Below are 24,701 nucleotides of genomic sequence, written 5' to 3' on the forward strand. Positions count from 1 at the left end.
TCTGGCGTCCTATATGAAAAGCACGATTGTTGAATTGGAGGCTTACCCTATGTCTGACGCATCCCTCGCGCCGGAAAATGCTGCCACAAGCACGCCCGATACCCGTGTGCCCGTTACGGTGCTGACCGGCTTTCTGGGCGCGGGCAAAACCACCTTGCTCAACCATATCCTGACCGCCGAACACGGGCGCAAATACGCCGTGGTCATTAACGAATTTGGCGAACTGGGCGTAGACAACGATCTGGTTGTGGACGCGGATGAAGAAGTGTTCGAAATGAACAACGGCTGCATCTGCTGCACCGTACGGGGCGATCTGATCCGTATTCTGAACGGGTTGATGAAGCGCCGCGGCAAGTTTGACGGCATTATTGTGGAAACCACCGGCCTTGCCGCCCCCGCCCCCGTGGCCCAGACCTTTTTTGCCGATGAAGACGTGCGCGAAAAAGCAAAACTGGACGCGGTTGTGACGGTCGTGGATGCCTTTAACTTTCTGAGCACGCTGGCCGAAAGCCCCGAAGCGCGCGAGCAGGTGGCCTTTGCCGATGTGATTATCCTCAACAAGACTGATCTGGTGGATGCAGGCCAGATTGCCCAGATTGAGGCCGCCATTCGCAAGATTAATGCCTCGGCCCCCATCCACCACGCCCAAAAGGGCACTGTGCGTCTGACCGATGTACTGGACCGTGGCGGGTTTGATCTGGCCCGTGTACTGGAAAACACGCCTGATTTTCTTGAACATCCCGAACACCACCATGAGGAAGACATTTCCAGCGTGTCCCTTCAGGTCAGGCAGCCCTTGGATGCGGGGCGTTTTCAGGCATGGATCAGTGCCCTGTTGCAGGAAAAAGGGGCAGACATGCTGCGTACCAAAGGTATTCTGGACTTTGCAGGCCAGCCCGAGCGCTTTGCGTTTCAGGCCGTGCACATGATGGCCGATGGCAACGCCATTGGCCCATGGAAGGATGGCGAAACCCGGGAGAGCCGTCTGGTCTTTATTGGCCGCAACCTGAACAGGCCACAGCTCCGCCGTGGGCTTGAAAGCTGTATTGCAGCATGAGCGCGACCCCAGAAACCCTTCTGCGCGGGCTGATTGAAAAGCGTGGTGCCTTCCGGCAGGTCGAGGGAGAAATTACGGGCTGCGTTGCCTCGCGCGATTCCAGCCGGTTCGCCTTTACTACGGGTGAAGGGGATGTGATGGTCGCCCACCGGCATGACCTGACGACCCCCAATGCGTGGGCAACCTACGCGGTGCATGACGGGCCGGTGCTGGCCCTCTCCCCCGATACGCTGGCAGACAGTTTTTTAACCGGCGGGGATGATGGCCGTCTGTGCCGCCTTGACCCTGCGGGCGAAATTGAAGAACTGGCCAAAACCCGCCGCTGGGTAGAGCACATTACCACCTTTGTCAGCGACAAAAGCAGCCTGATCGCTGCGGCATCGGGCAAAAATGTGGAACTGCGCGACGCTACGGGCCGCACAATTATCCGCACGTTTGAACACCCCACCACCGTTGGCGGCATTGCGTTTGACCCCAAGGGCAAGCGCCTTGCCGCATCGCACTATAATGGTGTGTCGCTGTGGTTCACCCAGTCCAAGGATGGCAGTGCCCGGCTGCTGGAATGGAAAGGCAGCCATCTGGGCATTGCCATGCACCCGAATGGGGATGCAGTTGTAACCGCCATGCAGGAAAACGACCTGCACGGCTGGCGGCTGGCAGACGGGCACAACATCCGCATGAGTGGCTACCCGACCAAGGTGCGCTCCATGTCTTTTTCCAGCAATGGCAAATGGCTGGCCACCAGTGGTGCGGACGTTGTGGTGATGTGGCCGTTCTTTGGCGGCGGCCCCATGGGCAAACCCCCGACAGAGCTCCCCGGCGCAGGGGGCGCATTGTGCACCCGCGTTGCCTTCCACCCCTCGCAGGACGTTGTAGCTGCGGGCTTTGCCAATGGCACGGTTGTGATGATAGAGCCCACGACCCAGCGCGTTCTTCCTGTCTCCTTGGGGCAGGCTGGCGCTGTTACCGCGCTGGCTTACAGCCCGGATGGCTGCACACTGGGCTTTGGCACTGAAGATGGTGTGATCGGGCTGCTGGACCTGTCCAGCGCGGCCTGAGCCGGGCAAAACCACTCCCTGCCACCGCCCGCCACGCTGTGCCGTGGCACAGACAGATAACATACCGCAAAACAGCCTCCCCCTCAGGCCAAAAGGGGGAGGCAGAGGACAGGAATGATATGACAAACAGGTTCCGGCTCGTGATTATTGGTGGAGGCGTTGCCGGTCTGGCCCTGGCGACCCGTCTGGGCAACACTCTCGGCCGCTCCGGCAGGCTGGAAATCACGCTGGTGGACAAAGGCTTCAGCCATGTGTGGAAACCCATGCTCCACTGCTTTGCCGCTGGAACCGCCCGGAACGAAAACGACCGGATTACGTTTGTCTCCCACGCAGCGGCTCACGGTTTCCGCTTCTGTTATGGCGAGATTGCGCATCTGGACCGGGCCAACAGGCGCATCACCCTTGCCCCGCTGATGGAAGAAAACAACCAGTTACTGCTTGAAGAACGGCATCTGGATTACGATGCCGTGGTGTTCGCCATTGGCAGCCGCGCCAATGACTTTGGCACCCCCGGTGTGGTGGAACACTGCATGTTCCTCGACAACGTGGTTGAGGCCAATCATTTTAACGAACGCTTCCGCCATGCCATTATTCAGGCCTATGGCCGTGGCACGCCGGTCGATATCGCCATTGTTGGCGGTGGGGCAACCGGTGTGCAGCTGGCCGCGGAACTGCACAAGGCGCTCGACATTGGCGCATTGTACAACTTTACCCCGGTCACGCCGGAAATGCGCGTAACCCTGCTGGAAGCCGGGCCGCGCATTCTACCCGCCTTCCCGCAGAATGTCTCGGACGCGGCCCAGAAGCAGCTTGAAGCCCTGAACATTGCCGTCCGCACCAACACCATGGTCAGCGGCGCGGACGAAAGCGGGTTTATACTTAAGGATGGCAACCGTGTTAACGCGCAGTTCCGCGTCTGGGCCGCAGGCGTTAAAGCGCCGGATGTCACGCGGGATATGGACGGGCTGGATTACCAGCGTGGCGGGCAGCTTACCGTGCAGGCCAATCTGCAAAGCACGGTGGACGAGCATGTGTTTGCTCTGGGGGACTGCTCCTTTATCAAGGATGCGCCAGTAGCCCCCACGGCACAGGTGGCCCGCCAGCAGGCCCACCATCTGGCCCGCCACCTGCCGGGCTACATCTTTAACAAAAATCCTGTTCCGGACTTCCATTTCCGTAACCGGGGAGCCATTGTCGCCCTTGGAGACTATAACGGCTGGGGCGCATTTGCCGATGGCAAGACCTTTGGCGGCGGATTTTTAAATGGCCTGAGCGCACGCCTTGGGCATATGGCCCTTTACAGGCAGCATCAGTTTGAACTGCATGGCCCCTTCCGTGGCGCCATTGCCTGCTTTACGGACTGGCTGGACGGTTTTGTGCGCCCCTCCGTACGCATGGACTAAACACCATAGACTATGGCGAACATTTCTTGATACTACGTGCCCCCTCCCATGACACATAAGAAACTGTCTTACCTTCTACTGTCGTGATTTTTTGTATATTTACAGCATTTCCTCTCGCTTCTGGCGTGGAATTATATGCAGCTACAATGTACCAGTTCCCTGCTGGAAGATTAGAAAAGACAAAGTGAGCAACCGATGGACAAATGCTGGGACCAGCCATAGGACAGGTAAAATGAGGGATGAAAGGCAACACTGATGGAACAACCCAGCGAGGGTCATTTACGTTTTTATAATCATTAACACGAAGATTATATACTTCCATTTTCTTCGCCAGAATGCGCATATACTCACTCTCTGGAAGAAGATCTATTGTAAAATTTTTTTGCGGTGTTTCTCTAAAAGAACTTTCTATTGGATAAGAGTCATAGTTTCCGTCAGGTACTTGATAAGAATAATATTTTGTAAATTCGGCACCACTGACACATCCTTTGATGGTCGCATGCCCGGGTTTTTGAGCCCATGCGACTTCAGCACTGTTGAATGGTATTTTGGGTGGCGCGGGGTGCACGCAGCCACTCAGCAGTAACATGGGAAGTAAGGTAAAAAATATTCGTTTGGCATTATTATTTTGCGTCATTTTTTGCTCTTTCGGCATCTGTTAAACTCTTATTGGTTATCATTTTTTGTATCCCTTGTGGTTCGCTGTACGCATCTCTGGCAGAGTTCTCAAAACTCTTTGTTAAAGATAGTATTTCTCCTGCCTCGTTTGCCTCGAAATCATTGTCTAGTTGTTTAGTCCCGGGCTTTGATGGTGCGGATTATGTATGAACCGTGATGGTTCTTTTCCCACTGCTGGCAAATGAATTCGTATGGAGTGAGACCGCGTAGCGTCTTGAGCCTTCGGGCGAAATTGTAGGCCATGACGAAGTCCGCGAGGTGCTGACGCAACTGGTCATGTGTTTCATAATAGAAGCGCTTGACTGTTGCCTCCTTGATCGTGCGGTTCATCCGTTCGACCTGATCGTTGGTCCATGGATGCTTCACCTTTGTCAGACGATGCTCGATACCGTTTTCATCGCACACCCGATCAAAGATATGGTGGAAGGCGTATTGATGCCGTGCCTGATTGGTGAACTGGATGCCGTTATCGGTCAGAACCGTGTGGATGGCATAAGGGACTGCTGCGATCAGGTTCCGCAGAAAACCTGCGGCAATCATCTTTCCGGCTTCTCGGTGCAGTTCGACAAAGGTGAATTTGCTCGTGCGGTCTATCGCGACAAACAGGCGCAGCTTACCCTGCGCAGTCTGCACTTCAGCAATATCAATGTGAAAATAGCCAATCGGGTAAGCCTTGAACTTGCGCTTGGGTTTTTTTGTCTCCCGTCACCTCGGGTAGTCGGCTGATCCCGTGTCGTTGCAGGCAGCGATGCAGGGATGATCGCGTCAGGTGCGGGATCGTCGCCTGGAGCGCGTAGAGGCAATCGTTCAGCGGCAGCAGCGTGTGACGGCGGAAAGCAACGATGATCGCCTCATCCTCAATGCTCAGCACCGTCGAATGCGCGTCTTTGGGGCCGGTCGGCAAATCACCGACCGCAGTGCGCTTCTTCCACTTCGCAACCGTCTTCGGGTTGATCCCATAACGCCTGGCCAGAACCCTCAGGCTCTCTTAATTATCGTGTATCGCTCGACGGACCGTCCTCTGTCGTGCGGGCGCTCCCGTGTAAAATCTGTCCCACAGTGCATCCCTCCATTCCTGACTGAATAATGCACCATCAAAACCCGGGACTAAACACCATAGACTATGGCGAACATTTCTTAATACTGCGCGCCCCTACCCATGACACATAAGGAACAGTCTGCCCCTCAATAGTGGTTATTTTTTGCACGGTAACTGCCACAGCGTTATCTTCTTTTGTCGCATTATATCCAGCTACTATATACCAATTTCCTGCAGGAAGATTATTGAAAATAAAATGCCCTCTCGATGTACAAATATCGGGCCCATCTGCAGGACAAGAAATATGAGGAATAAAAGGAATAACCGAAGGTTCAACCCATCGGGAATCATTTAATGTATGATAGCTATTTAATAAATAATATTGCTCCATTTTTTGTGCGAGCATCCACATATAGTCACTTTCAGGGAGGAGGTCTATTGTGAAATTTCTGGACGAATTTTCACGATATGAACTTTCTATTGGGTAAGAGTCATAGTTTCCATCAGGTACTTGGTAAGTATAATATTTTGTAAATTCGCCACCACTGACGCATCCTTTAATGGTAGCACGACCCGGTTTTTGAGCCCATGCGACTTCAGCACTGTTGAATGGTATTTTGGGTGGCGCGGGGTGCACGCAGCCACTCAGCAGTAACATGGGAAGTAAGGTAAAAAATATTCGTTTGGCATTATTATTTTGCGTCATTTTTTGCTCTTTCGGCATCTGTTAAACTCTTATTGGTTATCATTTTTTGTATTCCTTGTGGTTCGCTGTACGCATCTCTGGCAGAGTTCTCAAAACTCTTTGTTAAAGATAGTATTTCTCCTGCCTCGTTTGCCTCGAAATTATTGTCTAGGCTCAGGACTCATTCTTTGAGCCAGAAGATGACGCTTGCTGCGATGTGGATTGCGGACATGAAGGTATGAGTGCCGCGGTCATATCGGGTCGCAACACGTCGCCAGTCTTTCAGCTTTGCGAACATGTTTTCGATGAGGTGGCGCTTCTTATACAGATGCCAATTGTAAGGTGGCTTTGATTTCCTGTTCTTCTTTGATGGAATACAAGCGGAGATGTTCCGGTCTGCGAGAGACTGTCTGATTTTATTGCTGTCGTATCCCCGATCACCGATGACTTCCTCTGTCTCATCCGGCAGGTCCGCCAGCAGAACATCAGCCCCTTTGAAATCACTGACCTGTCCCGCAGTCAGATGAAGGCGGACAGGTCGGCCCTGATCATCGCACACGGCATGAAGTTTTGAGTTCAGGCCGCCTTTTGTCCGTCCGATATGGCGGGGAAAAGCCCCTTTTTGAGCAGGGCCGCCGATGTCCGGTGTGCCTTGAGGTGTGTTGCATCGATCATCAGACGCTTCGAACGGCCAGCCTGTTCTGTCAGGGCAACAAAAATCCTGTCAAAGACACCCAGACGGCTCCACCGGATAAAGCGATTGTATAAAGTCTTGTGCGGACCATACGCTTTCGGAGCGTCTTTCCACTGAAGACCGTTACGGATGACATAAACGATCCCGCTCAGAACACGTCGGTCATCCACGCGTGGCACTCCGTGCGCCAGAGGGAAAAACGGCTCAATCCGCTTCATCTGGCTCTCAGACAGCATAAACACATCACTCACAGGCCCACCCTCCATCGGTAAGCCTGTGAATCACAACCTCTCGCTCAGTTCAATAAATTAATAGGTCCTGAGCCTAAGCATATCCCCTTTCCCCCATTTTTTAACGGGAAAGGGTTATGCCTCTCCATTGAAAAATCATGATAGAATCAGGATTTTTCACACACATATAAAAAATCCCTTACCAGCGCATTAACCGTAGCCGCCTGCTCTATATGGGGCAGGTGGCCTGTGCGGGCCAGAAAATGGCAGTTATCCTGTGCAGGAATCCCCTGTGCCTGCGTGGCGGGCAATACCTGATCTGCCTCCCCCCAGATGATCTGCACGGGGCATGGCGGATTATTGAGCACCGGGCGCAGGTTATTGGCCTGCTCACCATGGGGGAAGCAGGTCTGCGCAATGGCGCGCAACGCAGCCCGTGCCCCCGGCGTGGCGCGGGCTTCCACTAAAAACTCCGCAACCTTCCGCCCGATCAATTTGGGATCATACACAGCCATGGCCATGGCCTGCGCCATATCCGCCGCAGTGCTGGCCTCCACAAAGCGGGTCATGAACGCCATGTTGACCGTGCGCCCCAACCCTGCCGGGGCCAGCAGGGACAGGCTGGCAACCCGCTCGGGAACACTTTCCAGCAAAGACAGGGCAATACCACCGCCCAGCGAATGCCCCAGAACATGGGCTTTGCTCACCCCCAACCCGTCCAGCACAAGGGCTGTAACCTGCGCCATACGCGCCAGTGTGGGGGCTTGGGCCAGAGCACTGGACTGGCCATGTCCGGGCAGGTCAAACGCAATAACCCGCCGGTGGGCCGCCTGCACCTGCTGGGTGAGCTGCCAGTTGGTTGCACTGCCACCAAAGCCATGCACCAGCAGCAGCGGCAGACCCGGCCCCTCCCCTGTCTGGCGGATATGTACGGTCTGCTCTCCCAGCCGGAGCAGGAAGGATTGTGTCTGAACGGCCTGTTTTGTCATGCCGCCATCATGCCCTGTTTGCCCTCAATGGGCCAGATTACAGGCCATGACTTTTGCAGCCGTTAAAAATGGCAGGCAATGCGGCCACCAATAAAACGCGGCTCGCCGGGGATATAAAAATAGGTTGTGGTGGCCATGCCCCCGCTCTCCGCATAGCGGCGGTCCAGAATATTGCGGGCATAAACCGTTATGTCCCACAACTGGGAGGGAGAATGCAGGGTTACATGGGCCCCCAGCAAAAAATACGGTGGCAGGCGGTAAAACCCGGTGCCCCCCACGGTAATGGCCTGACTGCCCCTGTATTGCCAGTCTGGCCCAAAATCCAGCCTGTAGTTCCGGGGCAGGGGCTGCCGCCATGTGGCATCCCCGTTCAAGGTCAGTTTGGGAGAGCCGTTATCCACGCCGCTAAAATTACGTTCAATGGCCTTCCACTGCTGCGGGTGGCTTATGTGATAAGCATTGGTAGCGGCCCGATCCACATTCGGAAAATCCTGAAAATCCCCGCGCTGCCAGCCAAGGTTCTGCATTAAAAACAGATGACCAAACGGGTGCGCTTCCAGTGTTGCCTCAAACCCCCAGCTTTCGGATTTGGGAGCGTTGGTAATTTCGCTCAACGGGCCAAAATTGGGGATCAGCACGGTGCCGATAACCTGCTGGTTATGAAAGTCGTTGTAAAACGCAGCACCATTCAGCCGCAGACGCCCCGGTATGGGGTCCGATTTAAGGCCGAGTTCGTAGGTAAGAACCGTCTCTGGCCTAAACGGGTCCAACTGGGCCTGCACCTGCGTATTGTTGGCGCTAAACCCTCCGGGTTTAAAGCCCTTGCTCATTTTGTAATACAGCAAGGCCTGCGGTACAAACTGCCACGAAATCCCAACCTGCCCGGCAAACTGGTTGGCGGCAGTACTCTCAGGGTCAAAATTCCGGGTCGCTCCGCCGAATATCTGAGACTTCAGGCTGGTAAGGCCCCGGTCATCCAGCTCATGCAAAAGCCCGGCCCAGATAGTCACATTATGCGGCAGGCGGTAGCTGACATTCCCGAATTCTGAAACACTTTCCTGATTCAGGCCAAAGGTCGTAGCCATCATGTACTGACGTGCGGAGTAATCCGTATAATCAAAGAAAAACTGCTGGTTCATGCGGCTGCGCTGATAATATGCCCCCACAACCCAGTTCAGGCGGCCATGCAGGGCAACCCCGTTCAGCCGGGCTTCCTGCGTGAACACGTTGGCATCTATGGTGCGGTACGTATCCGCCTGAGAGAGAGCCGTGCCGTCCTGATCCGTGTATTCGCCCTGCCGCTCGGTTTCGAACGCACTGATGGCCGTGAAGGTGGCAGGACCAAAATCATGGATCAGCCGCAGGTCTGCCCCCCAGTACTGGTTATGCTCGCTGGGTTTGAGGCCCGCCCCACGCCCCACAAGATTTGCAAACTCTGGCCGCATGGACCATTCCGCCCGCCGTCCCAGCCCGAAATCCGGCAAGGGCTGTGACCCGATAAGCCTGTAAACAGGAACCGCCGTGACCACCTGACTGTTATCCTGCACAAAATGACCACCGAGCTGGATGGTCGTGCGCTCATTGGGCTGCCAGCGCAGTTTGCCCCGCAATGCCCAAAGGTCCGCATCCCCCAGATGTGCGCCATTGGTCGGGTTGTACTGCCACCCCCCGCCCTGACGCGTCTGCCCTGCCAGCCGAAAACTCCAGCCCTTGGCCAGCGGGCCGGACACATAAGCCTCGCTCCGGCTCCGCGCGTAGGAGGCTATGTCCTCCATTCCACCGTAATGCCATGTGGTCGTCGGGTCGTTGGTGCGCAGGCGCACCTCCCCCCCTGTGGTGGACTGGCCATGTTTTGTACCCACCGGCCCCGGGTCCACGGCCGCATCGGCCATATCAAACAGCAGCCCGTTGCTCATGGCGGGGTACGCATAGGCCACATCGTCCATATACGTCAGAACGGGGGGCATGTTGTTCTGCGTAAAGTCATTAAACCCGGCACCACGCAGGTAAAAATTGGTCGAGGCTGTGCCGTTGATACTCTGCATGGTCAGGTTTGGAGCCACGCTCTCCAGCCCGCGCAAGGTGGTAACGTCCCTGTTGCGCAGCATTTCCGCGCTCAGATGCGTTGTGGCATCCGGCTCGTGCTGGGCTGCGGGAAAAGCAAAATCGGACCGGTGCGCCCCCACATCCACATGGGTTACGCCACGGGCGGCCACATGGGCAGGTTTTGCCTGTTCTGCCTTATCAGGTGCGGCAGGGGATTTGGGCAATGCAGCCGGTTTGCCTACAGGGCCGGGCGTATTCTGCGCCTGTGCCGCGGAGACCGCAAACAGGCTGAGCGGGATCAGGCTGACGCAGCACAGCATACGCTGCCAGTACGCGCGGCGCTGCATACTCAGAAAAAGACCATATGCTTGCTGCCCGAAAATGATCCGCTCCTTTCCCACCCATGTGCCGCCGCATGACCACGCAAGCCATGCTCCCCCGGCAAAGCTGGCTTTCTCATGACGGAAACACGCCCTCTTATGCAAGGTTGTTCGCCCAAATTCATCTCATTTTCAACCGTTCGACTGCATATTCATGCATATCCCGATCAAAAAGACCTGTATCCGCGTATAAGGTTTTTTTTAAGAAACCTTCCCCCCACAAGAGGGTAGGCAGGCTGGAACAAGCTGGCTAAGGTAGGCACTTGTCTTGTGTTTTGCATAAGAAACACGGCCAGCAATCCGTAATGTCAGCAACTATAATAAAGAAACCGGAGTTCCCCTGTGCCAGACCTGTCCTTGCGCGCCCTTTTCCGCCATGCCCTTCTGCTTTCCGTCGTTATGGGCGCGGGTAGTCTGGCCGGGCAGGCCCATGCCGCGCCGCAGAGCACGCCACAAACGACACAGGGCAGCTTTGGCGCATGGGGCGTAGACCTTGCCGGACGGGACCTTGCGATTGTTCCGGGGAACAATTTTTTCCGCTACGCCAACGGAACGTATCTGGAGCACCTTAAAATCCCTGCGGACATGACCAGCTACGGCCCGTTCAATGCTCTGGCCGAGCTTTCCCGCACACGGGTCCAGAGCATTCTGGATGACCTGTCCGCCCACCCGGTGGCCACCCCCCGCACCACGGAAGAAAAACTGGGCACCTTCTACGCCTCCTACATGGATGTGGCGGAAGTGGAACGTCTGGGTACACAGCCACTGGCGCAGGATATGGATGCCATCCGGGCCATAAAGGACATGGCGGGGTTTGCGGCCCTCAGCGGTACGGCAGTGGGGTCGTTCCAGTTTGGTCCGTTCTCGCTGGGGATCAACCCCGACGCCAAGGACCCCACGCGCTATGCGCTCACGCTTGATCAGGCCGGGCTGGGCCTGCCGGACAGGGATTATTACCTCAAACCCGCATTTGCCGCCAAAAAAGCGGCTTACCAGAGTTATATCGAAAAAGCGCTCACGCTCGCAGGCTGGCCCGAACCCGGCAAGGCCGCAGCCGCCATTGTGATTTTTGAGAGCAAACTGGCCGAAGCGCACTGGCCCCGCGCGGACCTGCGTGACCCGCAGAAAACCTACAACCCCATGACACTGGCCGAACTGGGGACCAAGGCACCGGGGTTTGACTGGGCTGCATGGCTCAGCGCTTCCGGCCTGCCCGCACAGGACATGGACAAGCGGAGCCTGATTGTTGGAGAACCCTCCGCCATTACAGGCGAGGCCCGGGTGCTGGCCGCAACGGACATGGACACCCTGCGTGCGTGGCTTGCCTTCCATCTGGTGGAAAACGCCACAACGTACCTGCCGGACAGCTTTGAACAGGCCCGGTTTGTCTTTACCAAAGCCCTGACCGGCCAGCCAACCCTGACCGCCCGGTGGAAGCGGGGCGTGCAGGCCACCAGTGCCGCCATGGGCATGGCGCTGGGCAAGGTTTACGTGCAGCGCTACTTCCCCCCCGAAAACCGTGTGGCCATGCAAAAACTGACCACCGACCTGAAAAACGCCTTCAGGGTCCGGTTGCAGAACAATAGCTGGATGAGTACCGCCACCAGGGAAGCCGCACTCCGCAAGCTGGAAAACTTTGAAATTCAGGTCGGCTACCCCAACCACTGGCGCGACTATACGGGCCTTGCGGTTAAAAAAGGCGATGTGTACGGCAATGCGCGCAACGGTGTGGCCTTTGAATGGCGCTACTGGCTGGACCGTCTGGACAAGCCGGTGGACCGCAACGAATGGGACATGACCCCACAAACAGTGAACGCCTACAATAACCCCCTGTTTGATCAGGTGGTTTTTCCCGCCGCCATTCTTCAGCCGCCGTTCTTCAATATCAAGGCTGACCCGGCTGTAAACTACGGTGCCATTGGCGGTGTGATCGGCCATGAAATGACCCACTCATTCGATGATGAGGGCCGCCAGTTTGATGAACACGGACGCCTGCGCGACTGGTGGACAAAGGACGATGCCGAACGTTTCCAGAAGCTGGCTGACCGTCTGGGTGCGCAATATGACGCATTTGAGGTGCTACCGGGTGTGCATGTAAACGGCAAGCTGACCATGGGCGAAAACATTGCCGATCTGGGCGGGCTGACCCTGGCACTTGATGCCTACCACGCATCGCTCAATGGCAAACCCGCCCCGGTGGTGGACGGGCTGAGCGGTGAGCAGCGCGTATTTCTGGGCTGGGCGCAGGTCTGGCGCGAAAAACTGCGGGAGGAAACCATCCGCAGGCTTGTTGTCACGGACCCGCACTCCCCGCCTGAAGCGCGCGTAAACCTGCCCATGCACAATATTGACACATGGTACGATGTCTGGAACGTACAGCCCGGCGACAAGCTATACCTGCCGACGCAGCAACGCGTTAAAATCTGGTAAAATCACCTTTGGTGGCAGTGCAGGCTGCCTTGCAACACCGGACCATTCCTTGAGTGGTCCTCTACCCTGCCCGTTACCTGCACACACCCCGGAGCAAAGTTCTCTGTAGCACCGGGGCTTGAGCAATGGCAAAATAGCGGGCAAGTGGGCTATACCCACGCATACCATACTCATGCGGGGCAAGGGAGAACTCGGGCAGTCCATGGTCGATACGCGTCGCTCTTCCACACGCCCGAATGCTGCCCTGCCCAACAGGCAGGAACCCCGCCTGCAACCTGCACGCCCCCTTTCCGCCCCCCCACCGGCTGAAGTGGAAGGCGGTGCAGGGCAACGGTCACGGCTGTTCCCGTTCATGCCCGTGCCCAAACCACCGGGCAGCCCGGTACGCGGGTCCTCCACCCCCCTGATCCGCAAGGATATATACGCCGACCCCACATTGGGACCGGTGTTTACGGCCTCGGCCCTTGCGCATTTTCTGCTTCTGGCGGCACTCCTTTATCAGGCGACGCACCACGGGCAGACTGGTTCTCCCCAGGCCAGCCAGTCTTCTCCGGTGGAAATGGTTTTTTCCCAGCCCACTACCTCCAGCGGTATGGTTGGCCCCCGTTCGCCCGAAGCTGGTAGCGGCAATGCGGCCCCACAGGCGGCGCCACCCCCTCCGGCAGAACAGCAGCCCGACACCCAGAAAGCCCCGCCTGAAGCCAGTGAGGCGGCACCGGACGTGCCCCCCCTTCCGCAGTCGGATGACGGGTTACCAAAGCCCCAGACCACACCCCGGAAGGCGCGGCCCACCCCGCACAAATCCACGGCAAAGCCGAGCAGCCACGCAGTACCGCGCCCGCACACCCAATCCCAGCAGTTCCCAAAGAACCTGCAGTCCCTGCTCCAGCACCCGATGGATTATTCATTTAACGAGGCACCAGCCCCCCGCCGTTCCAACCGGGGCCGCCCGGGCGGGTCAAGCGCCCCGCTGGACCTGTCCATTGGGCCAATGGTGGAAAACGGGCAGCTGAATGCCCATTATGCCTCACGCACAAGCGTACATGGCGTAAGCAGCGACTACGCTGCGGAAATTGACGCATGGATCCAGCGCCACCTGTTCTACCCACCCGAAGCCGCTGAGCGGGGGGAAGAAGGCAGCACCTCTGTCCATGTTATTCTCGACCGTTCCGGCCATGTATTCAAAGTCTTTATGAGCGGGTCTTCAACCCCGGCACTGGACGCCTCAACCGTTGGCATGTTCGAAGGCGCGCAGCTCCCCCCTGTTCCACCGGACATGAAGGATCAGCATATCAACTTCGACGTCACGGTGAATTACATCCTTATCCGCAACTAGGCCTGTGGCCCCGTGCGGCTCCGGGCGGATCATGCACGGCTACCGCGTAGGGATGACATGCAGATCACACAAAACTGAGGGGTATCCTCGCCGCAATTCTGCTTATCGTGTAAGCTGACCTCTGCCACTCCAGACGACCCATAAAGAGTTTAAGGACATACTTGCGATGCCCCCTTCATCCAGTTCCAATCTGCCGCCGGGTGTGCCCACGATCCGCGTTGTGGCCATGCCAACAGACACCAACCCCGCAGGAGACGTGTTTGGCGGATGGATTGTCTCGCAGATGGATCTTGCCGCAGGCACAACCGCTGCCTTCCGGGCCAATGGGCGGTGCGTGACCGTTGCGATCAACAGCCTTGTTTTTCTCGAACCCGTTGTGGTGGGGGATGAGGTGAGCATCTACACCAAAATCATCCGGACGGGTCGCACGTCACTGACCATTCATGTGGAAACATGGCGCAGGGCGCGCCACACCCATATTACGTCCAAGGTGACGGAAGGGGAGTTCATTTTTGTCGCACTGGATGACAAACGCCGCCCTCGCGCACTCCCCCCGTTTGAAGACACACTCCCCTCAACCAACCACGAAAACGCCTGAATGCTCCCTGAAAACGCGGATATTCCACAAAGAGCAGGTGGCATCGCTCCCCCCTGAAGTCACTCAGCGCAGCAGGTCATATCTGCCGTGCCATGTTTTTCCCTGTTTCAGTCCATGAGCAACCCGTGCCATAAATAAACCCTTATGCCGCCGGACCCTACGCACGGGGCAAACTCAGGCAGGAGATGCGGCGCTTTGGGTACAGATGTATTTTTTTGTCACGCGCTACTTTGCCAACGCACCATATGGTTTAAAAACCTGCCTGCCGCCTCTGCTCCCTCCCCTGTTCCAACAGGGCGAACCATGCAGGGCTGGCAGGGATCTGGCGCAACAGGAGGTCCGGTACATGAAGCACTGGCAGATTGATCAACTGCCATGGGATCGGTTTGATCCCTCCAAGGTTGACCCGGAACTGATCCCCGCCATCAAGGCGGCCGCTGTTGTGGAGCGCAACAGCGTGGACTACGCGCTGTACCTCAACAACGTCTTCCACAATGACCCGGATTTCTGCACGGCTGCCAACCACTGGGCGGAAGAAGAAATCCAGCATGGAGATGCACTGGGTCGCTGGGCCATGCTGGCCGACCCGGAGTGGGACTATCAGGCCGCATTCCAGCGTTACCGCGATTTTTACAGGATTCCGCTGGATGTTGACCACTCCGTACGCGGCTCCCGCACGGGGGAACTGATCGCCCGGTGTATGGTGGAAACCGGCACATCCTCTTTTTATTCTGCGCTGGCCGACACCACGGAAGAGCCCGTGCTCAAAGCACTGTGCAAGCAGATTGCGGCTGATGAGTACCGGCATTTCAAACTGTTTTATGACCACATGCACCGCTACCTGCACCGCGAGAATATTGGCCTCTGGCAGCGTATCCGCATCGCGCTGGGCCGCGTGACGGAAACCGAGGACGACGAACTGGCCTCCGCCTACTACACAACCAACGTACCGGCGGACCAACCCTACGACCATACGCACTGCATTGCGGCCTATATGGTGCGGGCCATGCGCAACTACCGGCCCCAGCACCTGCGCCGCGTAACAACCATGGTGTTCAAGATCATTGGTCTGCCCCCCCATAGCTGGTTGCAGACCGTGGCGTTCCGCGTTTCGGAAAAACTGTTCATCCGGCGGCAGCAACGGTTTGCACGCATTGCGGACATAAGCTGAGCAGGACTTGCCGTGTGGAACGGGGCGGGCCATCCTCCCTGTGTTCCAACCACTGGAGAACAGACAGACCATGTTCACGCACATCATGGTGGGCACTAACGATATTGCCCGCTCGAAAAAATTCTACGATGCCGTTTTTGCTGCCCTGAACATTCCTCCAGCAGAAATCGACACCAGAAGCCGCATTACCTATGGCAAGCATGGCGAGCGGTTTATTGTAACCCCACCGCTGGATGGCAAACCCGCCACCGCAGCGAATGGCGGCACCATCGGCTTTAAGGCGGATACTCCAGCCATGGCGGACGCGTGGCATAAGGCCGGTGTGGAAAACGGTGGTCAGGCCATTGAAAACCCGCCCGGCGTGCGCCAGACCCCCGTTGGCCCGCTCTACCTCGCCTATCTGCGCGACCCGGATGGCAACAAGCTGTGTATCGCCTGTAAAATACCCGAATAACCCGGCTTTACCGCGCCCCCCCCTGCAGCTCGGAACGTACTGATCCGTTATGCAGGGAGCGGCTTAGCCCTGCTGCACCAGATGGGTCCACGGCCACAACATGGCCCTGCATTCCAGTCTGGTGTGGCAACGCGGCACCCAGCGCTTATGAACCCAGCATACTCCGGTCCACCGCCAGACCGGCGGAGGCCTGACAGGTTGGCATCATTTCCACATGATTGATGTTGACATGGACGGGCAGGCCAAGCACCCAGGCCACGGTTTCGGCGATATCCTGCGGCAGCAGCGGGGCTGTACCCGCATAAACGGCATCGGCCTTGCCCTGATCCCCAAGCCGGACCTGGCTGAACTCACTCCCCCCACATAGCCCCGGCGCAATGGTGGTTGCCCGTACCTGCCTGCCCAGCAGGTCGCTGCGCAGGTTCCGCATGAACTGGTCCACAAAAGCCTTGGTCGCCCCATACACATTGGCACCGGGATACGGGTAAGTCCCGGCCGTGCTCCCCAAGGACACAACATGCCCGCTATTGCGCGCAATCATGCCGGGCAGCAGGGCCCGGGTGATTTCCACAAGCCCGGTTACGTTGGTTGCGATCATTGTCTCCCAATCCTGCGGAGTGGTCTGCCATGCTTTTTCCAGCCCAAGCGCCAACCCTGCATTATTGACCAGCACATCAACCGCCTGCCACTCCTGCGGCAGACTCTGTGGCAGGGCCCGTAAGGCGGGCAGATCCGTCATATCCAGCCGCAGCGGCAGAATACGGCCAGCCTCAACCTGCTCCGCCAGAGCCTCCAGCCGTTCCTGCCTGCGACCAGTGGCAATAACCCGGTATCCTTCGTGCACAAGGCGTAAGGCTATGGCATGCCCAAACCCGGCGGTGGCCCCGGTTACCAGTGCAATCCTGAATTTCTGCGACATTGATCTGTTTCCATTCCTGCCAGAAGACCTTCAACAGCCTATGCCAGCATGCTGGTATCACCAACACCGTAACCCGCCCTGCCCCACACACAAACGCATGACGCATACGAGGAGCAGCCCGCTTTACCTGCCAGCAGGGTCAGGGTCGTGGCGGTGTTCTGCCGCCTGCAACAATGTGCGCCGCTCATAAGGATGCAGCAGATCCGCCAGCGTGGCCTTGTCCAGAACCCCCATAAATGCATCCAGCGCCTGCGCCAGCACTCCGCGCAGGCTGCACCCCTTTGCAAGCAGGCAGGGCATTCCCTCTTCCCCATTGCGGGTCATACAGCCGACCAGCACCATATCTTCTTCTGTATGTCGTACGACGTCTCCCACACAAATTTCTTCGGCAGGACGGCCCAGAGTCAGCCCTCCGCCGCGCCCTCTTTGTGTGTGCACAAACCCGCCGCGCCCCAGATGATGGATGATCTTGACCAGATGATTTTCGGAAATGCCATACGTCTGGGCCACCTCGCGTATGGAAACACGCCTGTCCGTATGTACGGCCAGATAAAGCAAGGTGCGTAACGCATAGTCGGTGTACAAAGTCAGGCGCATATCAAAAAAATCTGCTCCAGCGGGTTACAGGCAGAGTGAGGGATCCCCCACACCAAGGCGGACAGGACTGGTCCTGAATGCCGCCTAACTGACATGGTTTTTATAAAATGCGAACCCATTCCCCACCAGCCAGCACACAGACCGGCAAAATAAGGAACAAATGCAGAAAGACGATGAAACATATGCGCGCTCCTGCCTTCCACAAAACTATCCACAGGGTTTTCCCGTAATCCGTCCCCTTCTACTGTGGATAAACTTACCCGTCTCCGGGTTTAAATAGTATAAAAAATGTCTGTTTCCTGCGGTTTGTAGCTTTTTTAAGCTTTTATGACACCAAACCCTCTTGACCTCTTATTCCAACAACGAGTCGGAGTGTTGTAATTCATCCACAGCCTGACTTACCCACCACGGCACGCCCAAACCACGCTCCAGTCCCACGCTCCTGATTGCACAGATATGGGAATGGCTGGCACACTACGGCGCGATTCCTTTCTGGCCTGTGGAGCAGACAAAGCCTTATGCAGTTTATTCTTACTTTTTCCTGCCCGGACAAGGCTGGCATTGTTGCAGGCGTGACCTCGGCGCTGGCACGGCAGGGTGCAGATATTACCGAGACCCACCAGTTCAGTGACCGCAGCACGGGCCAGTTGTTCATGCGGCTGGCTTTTTTCACCCCCGCCCCCAATGACATGGCGGACATAAAAACCTGTCTGGCCCCCGTGGCGGAGCAGTTCGGCATGAACATGCGCCTGCATGATGCAGCCATGCTGCCACGCATGATTATTATGGTCTCCCGCTTTGACCACGCTTTGCTCAACCTGCTGTATCAGGTCCGTGTCGGCTGGTTGCAGGCCCGGATTGTCGCCATTGTCTCCAACCACCCTGACAGTGAGGCCACGGCACAGCAGGCGGGCATTCCCTATTATTACTGGCCTGTCACCCCGCAGAACAAGGCGGAGCAGGAAGCCAGACTGCTGGAACTTGTACACACCACACAGGCGGACCTGATTGTTCTTGCCCGCTATATGCAGGTGCTCTCGGACACTCTGAGCGCGCAGCTAAGCGGGCGGATCATCAACATCCACCATTCCTTCCTGCCATCCTTCAAAGGGGCGCGCCCTTACCATCAGGCTTATGCACGCGGCGTCAAACTGATCGGCGCGACCGCGCATTATGTGACCGCTGATCTGGATGAAGGCCCGATTATCGAGCAGGAAACCGCACGGGTGAGCCATAACCTCTCCCCCAACGATTATATTGCCACAGGCCGGGGGGTGGAATCGCAAGTCCTTGCACGCGCAGTCAAACTGCATACGGAGCACAGGGTGATGCTCAACGGGCATCGCACCATTATTTTTTCCTGAACCGCGGTTTGGCTGGCCTTTCCCATACGCCCGCTGGTCAGACGGGTCAGTATGGGAGAGCATGCCCTATGGAACCTGCCCCCATTTTTGCCAGCCCCGCAACGCCAGCACCACAAACCCTGCGTACAGGACTGCCGTAACCCACAGGCCGCGCTCAACAAACAGCACGGTGTAAAAGACGTCCACCATCCCCCATAACGCCCAGCTTAGCCTGTAACGGCACGCACCCCAGAACTGCGCCAGAATACTGTAAGCACTCAGCAGGGCATCGCCCACGGGGGTTGGATCGTCCGTCCAGTGCCGCAAAACCAGTGCAAGACCCAGACCGGCAAGACCCGTGCCCCCCACATGCCTCCATAGCCGCCGGGCTGTGGGGGGGCGGAGCACACGCACCTGCCCTTCTGCGCGGGCACCGCGCAGCCATTGCGCCCAGCCGTAAAGGGACAACGCAACAAACACGCCCTGCAAGGCGGCATCCGCGTACAAAGCAGCACGCACAAACACTATGCCATACAGGGCCGATGCCGCCACCAGCACAGGCCAGCACACCACCATACGCTGCCCTGTCAGCCAGACCCCAAGGGCGCTGGCCAAGGCGGCAGCCCATTCCAGCGTGCTCATTCCGCCCCCTGCTGGCTTGCGGTCTGGCGCAGCAGGGCGGACAGGCGAGCCAGAAACTCCCTGCCTTCTCCTCTGGCAAACCAGCGCCCATGCCCGAGCAGATAATCCGTATAGGCGACCTCGGCCGAAGCCTGATCATGCACCAGCCCGGCAAAATAGCCGACTTCGGACAAGGCAAACTCCACATGCACAAGGGGCAGAAACGCCACAACCTGTGCACATTCCCCAGCACCCAACGGACGAACGGACTGATACCCTTCCAGCAGGGCCACCGCCTGCTCCCATGCAACAACACCGGAGGCTGGCAGGGCCAGCCAGTCCACCACAGCCCTCTCCAGAGCCACGGCCAGATCAAACGATGCGCAGGTCCGGTCCGCCATGCCGAAGTCGAGCACAGTGCTTACATCATCCCCAGTCCAGAACAGGTTGGAGCCGTGCCAGTCCCCATGCCCCCATGCCGGAACAATATGGGGCAACAGGGGCTGCAAACGCTGATGGAAAGGCAGCAGCACTGCCTCCACGTCCTCTACCCAGTTGCGATGCGCCAGAGCAGATCGCAACTGGGGCTGCCGGGCTACCCAATGCTGCAAGGCAGGCACCAGCTCTGGCTGCCCCACAACCTGCAACCCCGAGAGCAGAGGCACCACCTCTGCCCCCCCACGCGCAGGGGCTTTGAACCCGGCTGCCGCCAGATGCAGCCTGCCCAGCGCAACACCCGCACCATAAGCCTGTTTTACCGAAAAATACGGCTGCCAGGACATGACATTCTGATAAACATCAACCCCACGGGCAGGCAAAAAGGCCTCATATGTCCAGTCCCCAACCGTCAGGGCCGTATGGCCATCGGGCAGAACCAGCGGCGGGCAGACAGCAGCCCCCTGCCCTGCCAGATGGTTTATAAAAGCGTGTTCTTCCTCCAGCCATTTTACAGAACGCAGGGCTACGTGGTGGCGTTTGAGCAGACATTCCCCCTGCCCCTCCAGCCGCACACGCCCCAGAGCGGAAAAAGGGCGCATGCTATGCCATGCCACATCCTGCGCGGGCGGCATGTTGTGGAAAAAACGCAGGACCGAGCGGCTTTCATCCAGTGTCAGGCAGGGCCAGTCGCGCCGCTGCTGCACGCCGTTTACCCCAAACTGGGCCTGCTCCTCCACACTCATGCCTTAAAAACCGGTGGATGCAGTAAACAGGGCGGCAAAACCTCCGCCAATGTAATAGTCAGGCGACTGGCCGGAAACCACACTCCCCCGCCGCCCCACCGTATCGTGCGCAGCAAGGGTTGGGTCGGCAATACCAGACAGATAATGCTGGTTGGTGATGTTGATGAAGTTCATGCGCAACTGCGGCGCATGCAGCACGGATACATCCTTCATACGGTAACCAAGCGCCAGATGACCCGTAACGTGGGAGGGCATGCGCTCGTCATTCATAAAGGTTGCATACTGGTGCCCGGTATATTTGACCGTCATCACTCCAAAAAGATGTCCGTCGTCGTATGTCAGCCCTGCTGCGGCCTGCAAGGTGGGGGAGCGCACCGAGCGTTTGCCCCGTGTTGGCAGGACCTCCGAACCCGAGGACAGGTCATTGTCAATTGTAGAGTGCAGATACTCACCCGAAAAATAAGGGCTTATATGGTGCCACGGCCTCAGCCCCACCTCCACATCCACACCGCGTGTGGTTTGCCCGCCCGCGTTAATGGTAGATTGCACCGGCGCACCATTGAGCATGACAAGAGTGGAAACCTGCCTGTTGGTGAAATTGTAATTGAACAGGGTCAAGCTCCCCACAAGCAGGTCATCCGCGTAACGGTACCCCAGTTCCTCTGTAATGGAGTATTCATTCTTCAGATTACCGGTACCTTTTTGCTCCAGCGTACCACTTGTGGGGTCATAGACATCATACAACGCTGTTTCCGCCGGAGTGCGAAAATTGGTGGTGGCGTTCAAAAAGACCTGATGATGCGGCGTTATCTGGAATCTGGCACCAAGGCGGGGCAAAGGTACGGCCGTGTTCGTGTCAATATTATAGCGGCTGCCCGGCATGGCGTTTGTACCGGTGCGGGAGAACATGACTTCCTTAAAACCGGCACTCAGCAACAGCCGGTCATGGAGCAGGCTTAGCCGATCGCCTATAAAAAGAGCATTGGTCTGGGCAATGGTATGGTTGTTAACCCCCCACAACGCCTGCCCCCCGGCGGTGCGCAAGGGGTTGCCCCCCCATATGGAGCCGGCCGCCCCCGAGGCATCCAGCATGGCAAAGGTCTGCTTTTGCGCATCGTCCCCATAATCGTACCAGTAGCCTATGGTCAGGTCATTGGGGCCACGCTTCCAGTCCAGTGCCGTGGTAAAACCTGAGCGGTAGCTCCGCTGCGTATAATCCGCCCGCACGGGTATGAACCCATCGGGGCTGTTCGCCAGAGCCGGAGCAAGCTGCACGGCGTCCGTACCGTTGAACAGGCCTGTGCTCGGCAGTTGCATGCCCCCCGGCGCATTACCGTAGGCCCCCTGCGCATAAGGTGTCACCTTCAGTTCCAGCCCATTGCCCAGACCAAAGCTAACAGGGGCGGCCATGTAAAGTGTACGCTCGGGCTGGCGGGCCAGACGCCAGTAATCCGTTCCCCCTACCGCATTGTCGGCATTATAATGAGCGGCAAGATTGTTGCCTCCATGTATGCCGTCGGTCTGCCATGCGTCTTTTGTAACCTGTGGGTAATAGCTGTTTACCGCCTGATTCCATGACCCAAGCAGGGCAACATTACTCTGCTGTCCCCATGTTTTGAGCAGCTTGAAGTCCACATGCTGGCGCTCATCCCGCCCCGGGCCACGCCAGTTATCCGTTGCTCCGTGGGAGTAGGAGACAAAGCCCCGCAGGCCTGTATGGCCTATTTCACCACTTTCAAGCCGCAGGAACTGGCGGTTGGTATTGTATGAACCATAAGAGGTATCAAACACCCCACCAGCTTTGTCCGCCGGAGTTTTGAACCGCAGCGTCATCAACCCGCCAGCCGCATTCAGCACCGGGCTGTTCAGGTCTGGTGCGCCTTGTTGCAGGCTTATGGTTTCGTAATTCTCATTATCGGCAAACTGGCTCGGATAGCCCGTGTAATAGGCAATGTCATTCAGGGGCATGCCTTCAAGCACATACCCTATGGCGTCCCCGTTCATCCCCCTGACAGAAATATTGCTCTGGGGAGAAAAGCCGAACGGGTCCGACCCGCTTACCGTAGCCCCCGGCAACTGGGCCACAAGGTCAAACGCCGTGGCAGAGGGAGCCTGACGGGCAATATATTCGGCGTTCACCACGCTCTGGGCCTGAGGCTCGGACTGGGGGCGGATCAGCCCCCCACCTGCGGGCAGGTGCGCAAGGCTGGCATGCACCGTAACAACCTGCGCCCTGCCAGCCAACGCGGTTTCTGCCGCCATGGCAGCAGAAGACCCCGCAGCCCCCACAAACACGGCAGATACCCCATAACACGCCCATACGAGCCGCAAGGTCTGGTACCTTTTATGACCTTTATCCAGCGCACATCTCCCCGTCATGCACATGACCACGCATGCAGGCATATAGCGCACAAAATGGTTTTAGTTTTCGCCCCCGTCCGATTTATCCCCCAGCACGATGGTCTGGTCGGAAATGGAGACATCGGTAACTGCCGGGCGCTCCAGAGCTTCGGTTGTATCCCGGGCGATCCCGGCGGTCTTATCCTTCAGATCTGCAAGTTCTTCACGCACATCGGACAGGATTTCCAGCAAGGCGGCATGATCTTCCGATGCGCGCTGATCCGCCCCCTGACTTAGCACGGCACTCCCAACCATAAGGGCAGGTAAGGCCACCAACTGAATGCAGTTACTTATGTAAAGCAGCGTGTTCTGCCATTGCGGCACAATAACCGGAACCAGAGAAAAGACAAAAAAGGCATAAACGCACCAGATGCTGCCAAACAGCATGGTCATTTTAACTGCAACGGCCACATTAAACCGCGTGATAAGGGACTTGGCTATTGTTTCGGGCTTTCTCATGGAGTCTCTTCTTCCGTTACGCCGCGCGCATAAGCCGCGGGCACTGCCGCTTGCGCTGTAACATACTCCAACCACCTTGTCCGCCATATCACAACGGGCAGCACGGTTGCCCTGCACCATACAGATATGTGCCTATGCTTTTGCGCACATCAGTTCGCCCGGCCCTTATCCCTCTGGCTGAGGCCTGCGGGAAAACCGCAGCCGAAAAAACGCTGCCTGCCCACGCGCGGCATCGGCCTTGCGCAGGAATACCCCGACAACATACGTTCCGTCCTGCTCGGGCCTGCCAATATAGGCAGCGTTCTGGACCTTGCTGCTGTAAACTTCCGTCCCGCCGGGATCACGCACCCAGAAGTTGACGCGCGCGCTTTTTGCATGCCCCCCGACAAGCAGAAACTGCCCGACTTTTGCTGGCACCTTATACTGCACGACCTCTTCCCCCTCGACCGTGCCAGCAACAGTTGCTTCCTCTCCCTGCGTGCGAAAATGAACAGTGCGCTGGTAGGCCAGCGCAGACCCTGCGTGCCCCCACAGCAACGTAGCCGCCACCAGCACTCCCCCCATCCGGCGCATGATGCCTTGCTCCCTTTATGCAATGCCGCCCTGTTCGCACTTTACGCCCGACAGCGAACTGGGTTCCCTTGAGCGCACCCCACACCGCAAACATTTTTGCCCGGATGTTCTTTTTATGAACTCTGGTAAGCCGTCTCCCGGAGCGCCACCTGCACCTGACATAAAAAAAACGGGCCTGCCATACGGCACGCCCGTTTTTATCCGGAGCTCTATGCTCCCTTACTGATCGACGAACTGTTCCTGCCCGACGATACCCATCTGGGTGACCCCGAGCCTCTGTGCGTCGGCCATGACGTGGACGACAGTCTTGTAATCCGCCAGCCGGTTGGGCTGGATGTGGAATTCCGGCTTTGGCTGCGC

General features: G+C 57.4%; 22 protein-coding genes and 1 pseudogene. 9 read left to right on the forward strand and 14 right to left on the reverse strand.

The genetic code is table 11. From position 1 onward, the window contains the following. Positions 1-49 precede the first annotated feature (49 nt). From AB2L51_RS09170 to AB2L51_RS09180, 3 genes are all read left to right on the forward strand, one after another. Positions 50-1,057, forward strand: coding sequence for a CobW family GTP-binding protein (locus AB2L51_RS09170; RefSeq protein ID WP_395581016.1), 1,008 nt, complete (start codon positions 50-52; stop codon positions 1,055-1,057). Next, positions 1,054-2,115: a WD40 repeat domain-containing protein gene (locus AB2L51_RS09175; protein ID WP_395581015.1), complete on the forward strand. Its 1,062-nt coding sequence runs from the start codon at positions 1,054-1,056 to the stop codon at positions 2,113-2,115. The genes AB2L51_RS09170 and AB2L51_RS09175 overlap by 4 nt, the downstream gene beginning before the upstream one ends. Positions 2,116-2,234: 119 nt before the next feature. Beyond that, positions 2,235-3,518 (forward strand): NAD(P)/FAD-dependent oxidoreductase, encoded by a 1,284-nt coding sequence (locus AB2L51_RS09180; protein ID WP_395581014.1) that lies wholly within the window; start codon positions 2,235-2,237, stop codon positions 3,516-3,518. A 10-nt stretch (positions 3,519-3,528) separates the two neighbouring features. Here the strand turns inward: AB2L51_RS09180 and AB2L51_RS09185 are convergent, their stop codons facing one another. The 6 genes and pseudogenes from AB2L51_RS09185 to AB2L51_RS09210 form a co-directional block, all read right to left on the reverse strand. Beyond that, the gene (locus AB2L51_RS09185) at positions 3,529-4,173 is read right to left on the reverse strand and encodes a hypothetical protein (RefSeq protein ID WP_395581013.1); all 645 of its coding nucleotides are present in this window, start codon (positions 4,171-4,173) and stop codon (positions 3,529-3,531) included. A 129-nt stretch (positions 4,174-4,302) separates the two neighbouring features. Then, positions 4,303-5,254 (reverse strand): annotated as a pseudogene (locus AB2L51_RS09190) (IS481 family transposase). A gap of 63 nt (positions 5,255-5,317) precedes the next feature. Beyond that, positions 5,318-5,959 carry a hypothetical protein gene (locus AB2L51_RS09195; RefSeq protein WP_395581012.1) on the reverse strand — a complete coding sequence of 214 codons (642 nt, stop codon included), beginning with the start codon at positions 5,957-5,959 and terminating at the stop codon, positions 5,318-5,320. A 142-nt stretch (positions 5,960-6,101) separates the two neighbouring features. Next, positions 6,102-6,865 (reverse strand): IS5 family transposase gene (locus AB2L51_RS09200; protein ID WP_395581011.1). Its coding sequence is split into 2 segments (ribosomal slippage): positions 6,102-6,532 and positions 6,532-6,865, totalling 765 coding nucleotides; the frame shifts between segments, so codons are not numbered across the junction. A 146-nt stretch (positions 6,866-7,011) separates the two neighbouring features. Then, complete coding sequence (locus tag AB2L51_RS09205; RefSeq protein ID WP_395581009.1) at positions 7,012-7,833, reverse strand: alpha/beta fold hydrolase; 822 nt, start codon at positions 7,831-7,833, stop codon at positions 7,012-7,014. Positions 7,834-7,895: 62 nt separating this feature from the next. After that, a complete protein-coding gene (locus tag AB2L51_RS09210) occupies positions 7,896-10,226 on the reverse strand; it encodes a TonB-dependent receptor (RefSeq protein ID WP_395581008.1) in 2,331 nt (776 codons plus the stop codon). A 432-nt stretch (positions 10,227-10,658) separates the two neighbouring features. Between AB2L51_RS09210 and AB2L51_RS09215 the strand changes: the two genes are divergently transcribed. From AB2L51_RS09215 to AB2L51_RS09235, 5 genes are all read left to right on the forward strand, one after another. Next, a complete protein-coding gene (locus tag AB2L51_RS09215; RefSeq protein ID WP_395581231.1) occupies positions 10,659-12,689 on the forward strand; it encodes a M13 family metallopeptidase in 2,031 nt (676 codons plus the stop codon). A gap of 118 nt (positions 12,690-12,807) precedes the next feature. Beyond that, complete coding sequence (locus AB2L51_RS09220) at positions 12,808-14,025, forward strand: energy transducer TonB (protein ID WP_395581007.1); 1,218 nt, start codon at positions 12,808-12,810, stop codon at positions 14,023-14,025. Positions 14,026-14,191: 166 nt separating this feature from the next. Further along, positions 14,192-14,623, forward strand: a complete 432-nt coding sequence (locus AB2L51_RS09225) for an acyl-CoA thioesterase (RefSeq protein WP_395581006.1) — start codon at positions 14,192-14,194, stop codon at positions 14,621-14,623. A gap of 346 nt (positions 14,624-14,969) precedes the next feature. Then, on the forward strand, positions 14,970-15,794 hold the full coding sequence (locus AB2L51_RS09230; RefSeq protein WP_395581005.1) for a ferritin-like domain-containing protein: 825 nt from the start codon (positions 14,970-14,972) through the stop codon (positions 15,792-15,794). Between the two features lie 70 nt (positions 15,795-15,864). After that, complete coding sequence (locus tag AB2L51_RS09235) at positions 15,865-16,248, forward strand: VOC family protein (RefSeq protein ID WP_395581004.1); 384 nt, start codon at positions 15,865-15,867, stop codon at positions 16,246-16,248. A 145-nt stretch (positions 16,249-16,393) separates the two neighbouring features. Here AB2L51_RS09235 and AB2L51_RS09240 read toward each other — a convergent pair whose 3' ends face one another. Further along, positions 16,394-17,167: an SDR family NAD(P)-dependent oxidoreductase gene (locus tag AB2L51_RS09240; RefSeq protein ID WP_395581002.1), complete on the reverse strand. Its 774-nt coding sequence runs from the start codon at positions 17,165-17,167 to the stop codon at positions 16,394-16,396. Positions 17,168-17,290: 123 nt separating this feature from the next. Continuing rightward, on the reverse strand, positions 17,291-17,764 hold the full coding sequence (locus AB2L51_RS09245; RefSeq protein ID WP_395581001.1) for an RrF2 family transcriptional regulator: 474 nt from the start codon (positions 17,762-17,764) through the stop codon (positions 17,291-17,293). 518 nt (positions 17,765-18,282) lie between these two features. Here AB2L51_RS09245 and purU point away from each other — a divergent pair. Then, positions 18,283-19,128: a formyltetrahydrofolate deformylase gene (gene purU / locus AB2L51_RS09250; RefSeq protein WP_395581000.1), complete on the forward strand. Its 846-nt coding sequence runs from the start codon at positions 18,283-18,285 to the stop codon at positions 19,126-19,128. Between the two features lie 66 nt (positions 19,129-19,194). Here the strand turns inward: purU and pnuC are convergent, their stop codons facing one another. The 6 genes from pnuC to AB2L51_RS09280 all read right to left on the reverse strand — a co-directional run. After that, on the reverse strand, positions 19,195-19,749 hold the full coding sequence (gene pnuC / locus AB2L51_RS09255) for a nicotinamide riboside transporter PnuC (protein ID WP_395580998.1): 555 nt from the start codon (positions 19,747-19,749) through the stop codon (positions 19,195-19,197). Further along, on the reverse strand, positions 19,746-20,909 hold the full coding sequence (locus tag AB2L51_RS09260; RefSeq protein ID WP_395580997.1) for a phosphotransferase enzyme family protein: 1,164 nt from the start codon (positions 20,907-20,909) through the stop codon (positions 19,746-19,748). Before AB2L51_RS09260 ends, pnuC begins: the two co-directional genes overlap by 4 nt. Positions 20,910-20,912: 3 nt before the next feature. After that, on the reverse strand, positions 20,913-23,171 hold the full coding sequence (locus tag AB2L51_RS09265; RefSeq protein WP_395581230.1) for a TonB-dependent receptor: 2,259 nt from the start codon (positions 23,169-23,171) through the stop codon (positions 20,913-20,915). A 159-nt stretch (positions 23,172-23,330) separates the two neighbouring features. Further along, the gene (locus tag AB2L51_RS09270; RefSeq protein WP_166111175.1) at positions 23,331-23,768 is read right to left on the reverse strand and encodes a hypothetical protein; all 438 of its coding nucleotides are present in this window, start codon (positions 23,766-23,768) and stop codon (positions 23,331-23,333) included. Positions 23,769-23,933: 165 nt separating this feature from the next. Then, complete coding sequence (locus AB2L51_RS09275) at positions 23,934-24,341, reverse strand: hypothetical protein (RefSeq protein ID WP_395580996.1); 408 nt, start codon at positions 24,339-24,341, stop codon at positions 23,934-23,936. Positions 24,342-24,560: 219 nt separating this feature from the next. Then, positions 24,561-24,701 (reverse strand): ExbD/TolR family protein (locus AB2L51_RS09280; protein ID WP_395582170.1); only part of this gene is annotated, 141 nt, incomplete at its 5' end.

Source organism: Acetobacter fabarum (assembly GCF_040702925.2).
GTDB classification, from domain to species: Bacteria; Pseudomonadota; Alphaproteobacteria; order Acetobacterales; family Acetobacteraceae; genus Acetobacter; species Acetobacter fabarum_B.

Excerpts from the sequence above, each read along its gene's own strand:
- AB2L51_RS09270 (WP_166111175.1), bottom strand. The coding sequence starts at position 23,768 with ATGAGAAAGCCCGAAACAATAGCCAAGTCCCTTATCACGCGGTTTAAT.
- AB2L51_RS09170 (WP_395581016.1), top strand. The coding sequence starts at position 50 with ATGTCTGACGCATCCCTCGCGCCGGAAAATGCTGCCACAAGCACGCCC.
- purU (WP_395581000.1), top strand. The coding sequence starts at position 18,283 with ATGCAGTTTATTCTTACTTTTTCCTGCCCGGACAAGGCTGGCATTGTT.
- AB2L51_RS09215 (WP_395581231.1), top strand. The coding sequence starts at position 10,659 with ATGGGCGCGGGTAGTCTGGCCGGGCAGGCCCATGCCGCGCCGCAGAGC.
- AB2L51_RS09260 (WP_395580997.1), bottom strand. The coding sequence starts at position 20,909 with ATGAGTGTGGAGGAGCAGGCCCAGTTTGGGGTAAACGGCGTGCAGCAG.
- pnuC (WP_395580998.1), bottom strand. The coding sequence starts at position 19,749 with ATGAGCACGCTGGAATGGGCTGCCGCCTTGGCCAGCGCCCTTGGGGTC.
- AB2L51_RS09175 (WP_395581015.1), top strand. The coding sequence starts at position 1,054 with ATGAGCGCGACCCCAGAAACCCTTCTGCGCGGGCTGATTGAAAAGCGT.
- AB2L51_RS09235 (WP_395581004.1), top strand. The coding sequence starts at position 15,865 with ATGTTCACGCACATCATGGTGGGCACTAACGATATTGCCCGCTCGAAA.
- AB2L51_RS09230 (WP_395581005.1), top strand. The coding sequence starts at position 14,970 with ATGAAGCACTGGCAGATTGATCAACTGCCATGGGATCGGTTTGATCCC.
- AB2L51_RS09195 (WP_395581012.1), bottom strand. The coding sequence starts at position 5,959 with ATGCCGAAAGAGCAAAAAATGACGCAAAATAATAATGCCAAACGAATA.
- AB2L51_RS09245 (WP_395581001.1), bottom strand. The coding sequence starts at position 17,764 with ATGCGCCTGACTTTGTACACCGACTATGCGTTACGCACCTTGCTTTAT.
- AB2L51_RS09275 (WP_395580996.1), bottom strand. The coding sequence starts at position 24,341 with ATGCGCCGGATGGGGGGAGTGCTGGTGGCGGCTACGTTGCTGTGGGGG.
- AB2L51_RS09205 (WP_395581009.1), bottom strand. The coding sequence starts at position 7,833 with ATGACAAAACAGGCCGTTCAGACACAATCCTTCCTGCTCCGGCTGGGA.
- AB2L51_RS09225 (WP_395581006.1), top strand. The coding sequence starts at position 14,192 with ATGCCCCCTTCATCCAGTTCCAATCTGCCGCCGGGTGTGCCCACGATC.
- AB2L51_RS09265 (WP_395581230.1), bottom strand. The coding sequence starts at position 23,171 with ATGGCGGCAGAAACCGCGTTGGCTGGCAGGGCGCAGGTTGTTACGGTG.
- AB2L51_RS09240 (WP_395581002.1), bottom strand. The coding sequence starts at position 17,167 with ATGTCGCAGAAATTCAGGATTGCACTGGTAACCGGGGCCACCGCCGGG.
- AB2L51_RS09210 (WP_395581008.1), bottom strand. The coding sequence starts at position 10,226 with ATGCAGCGCCGCGCGTACTGGCAGCGTATGCTGTGCTGCGTCAGCCTG.
- AB2L51_RS09180 (WP_395581014.1), top strand. The coding sequence starts at position 2,235 with ATGACAAACAGGTTCCGGCTCGTGATTATTGGTGGAGGCGTTGCCGGT.
- AB2L51_RS09185 (WP_395581013.1), bottom strand. The coding sequence starts at position 4,173 with ATGCCGAAAGAGCAAAAAATGACGCAAAATAATAATGCCAAACGAATA.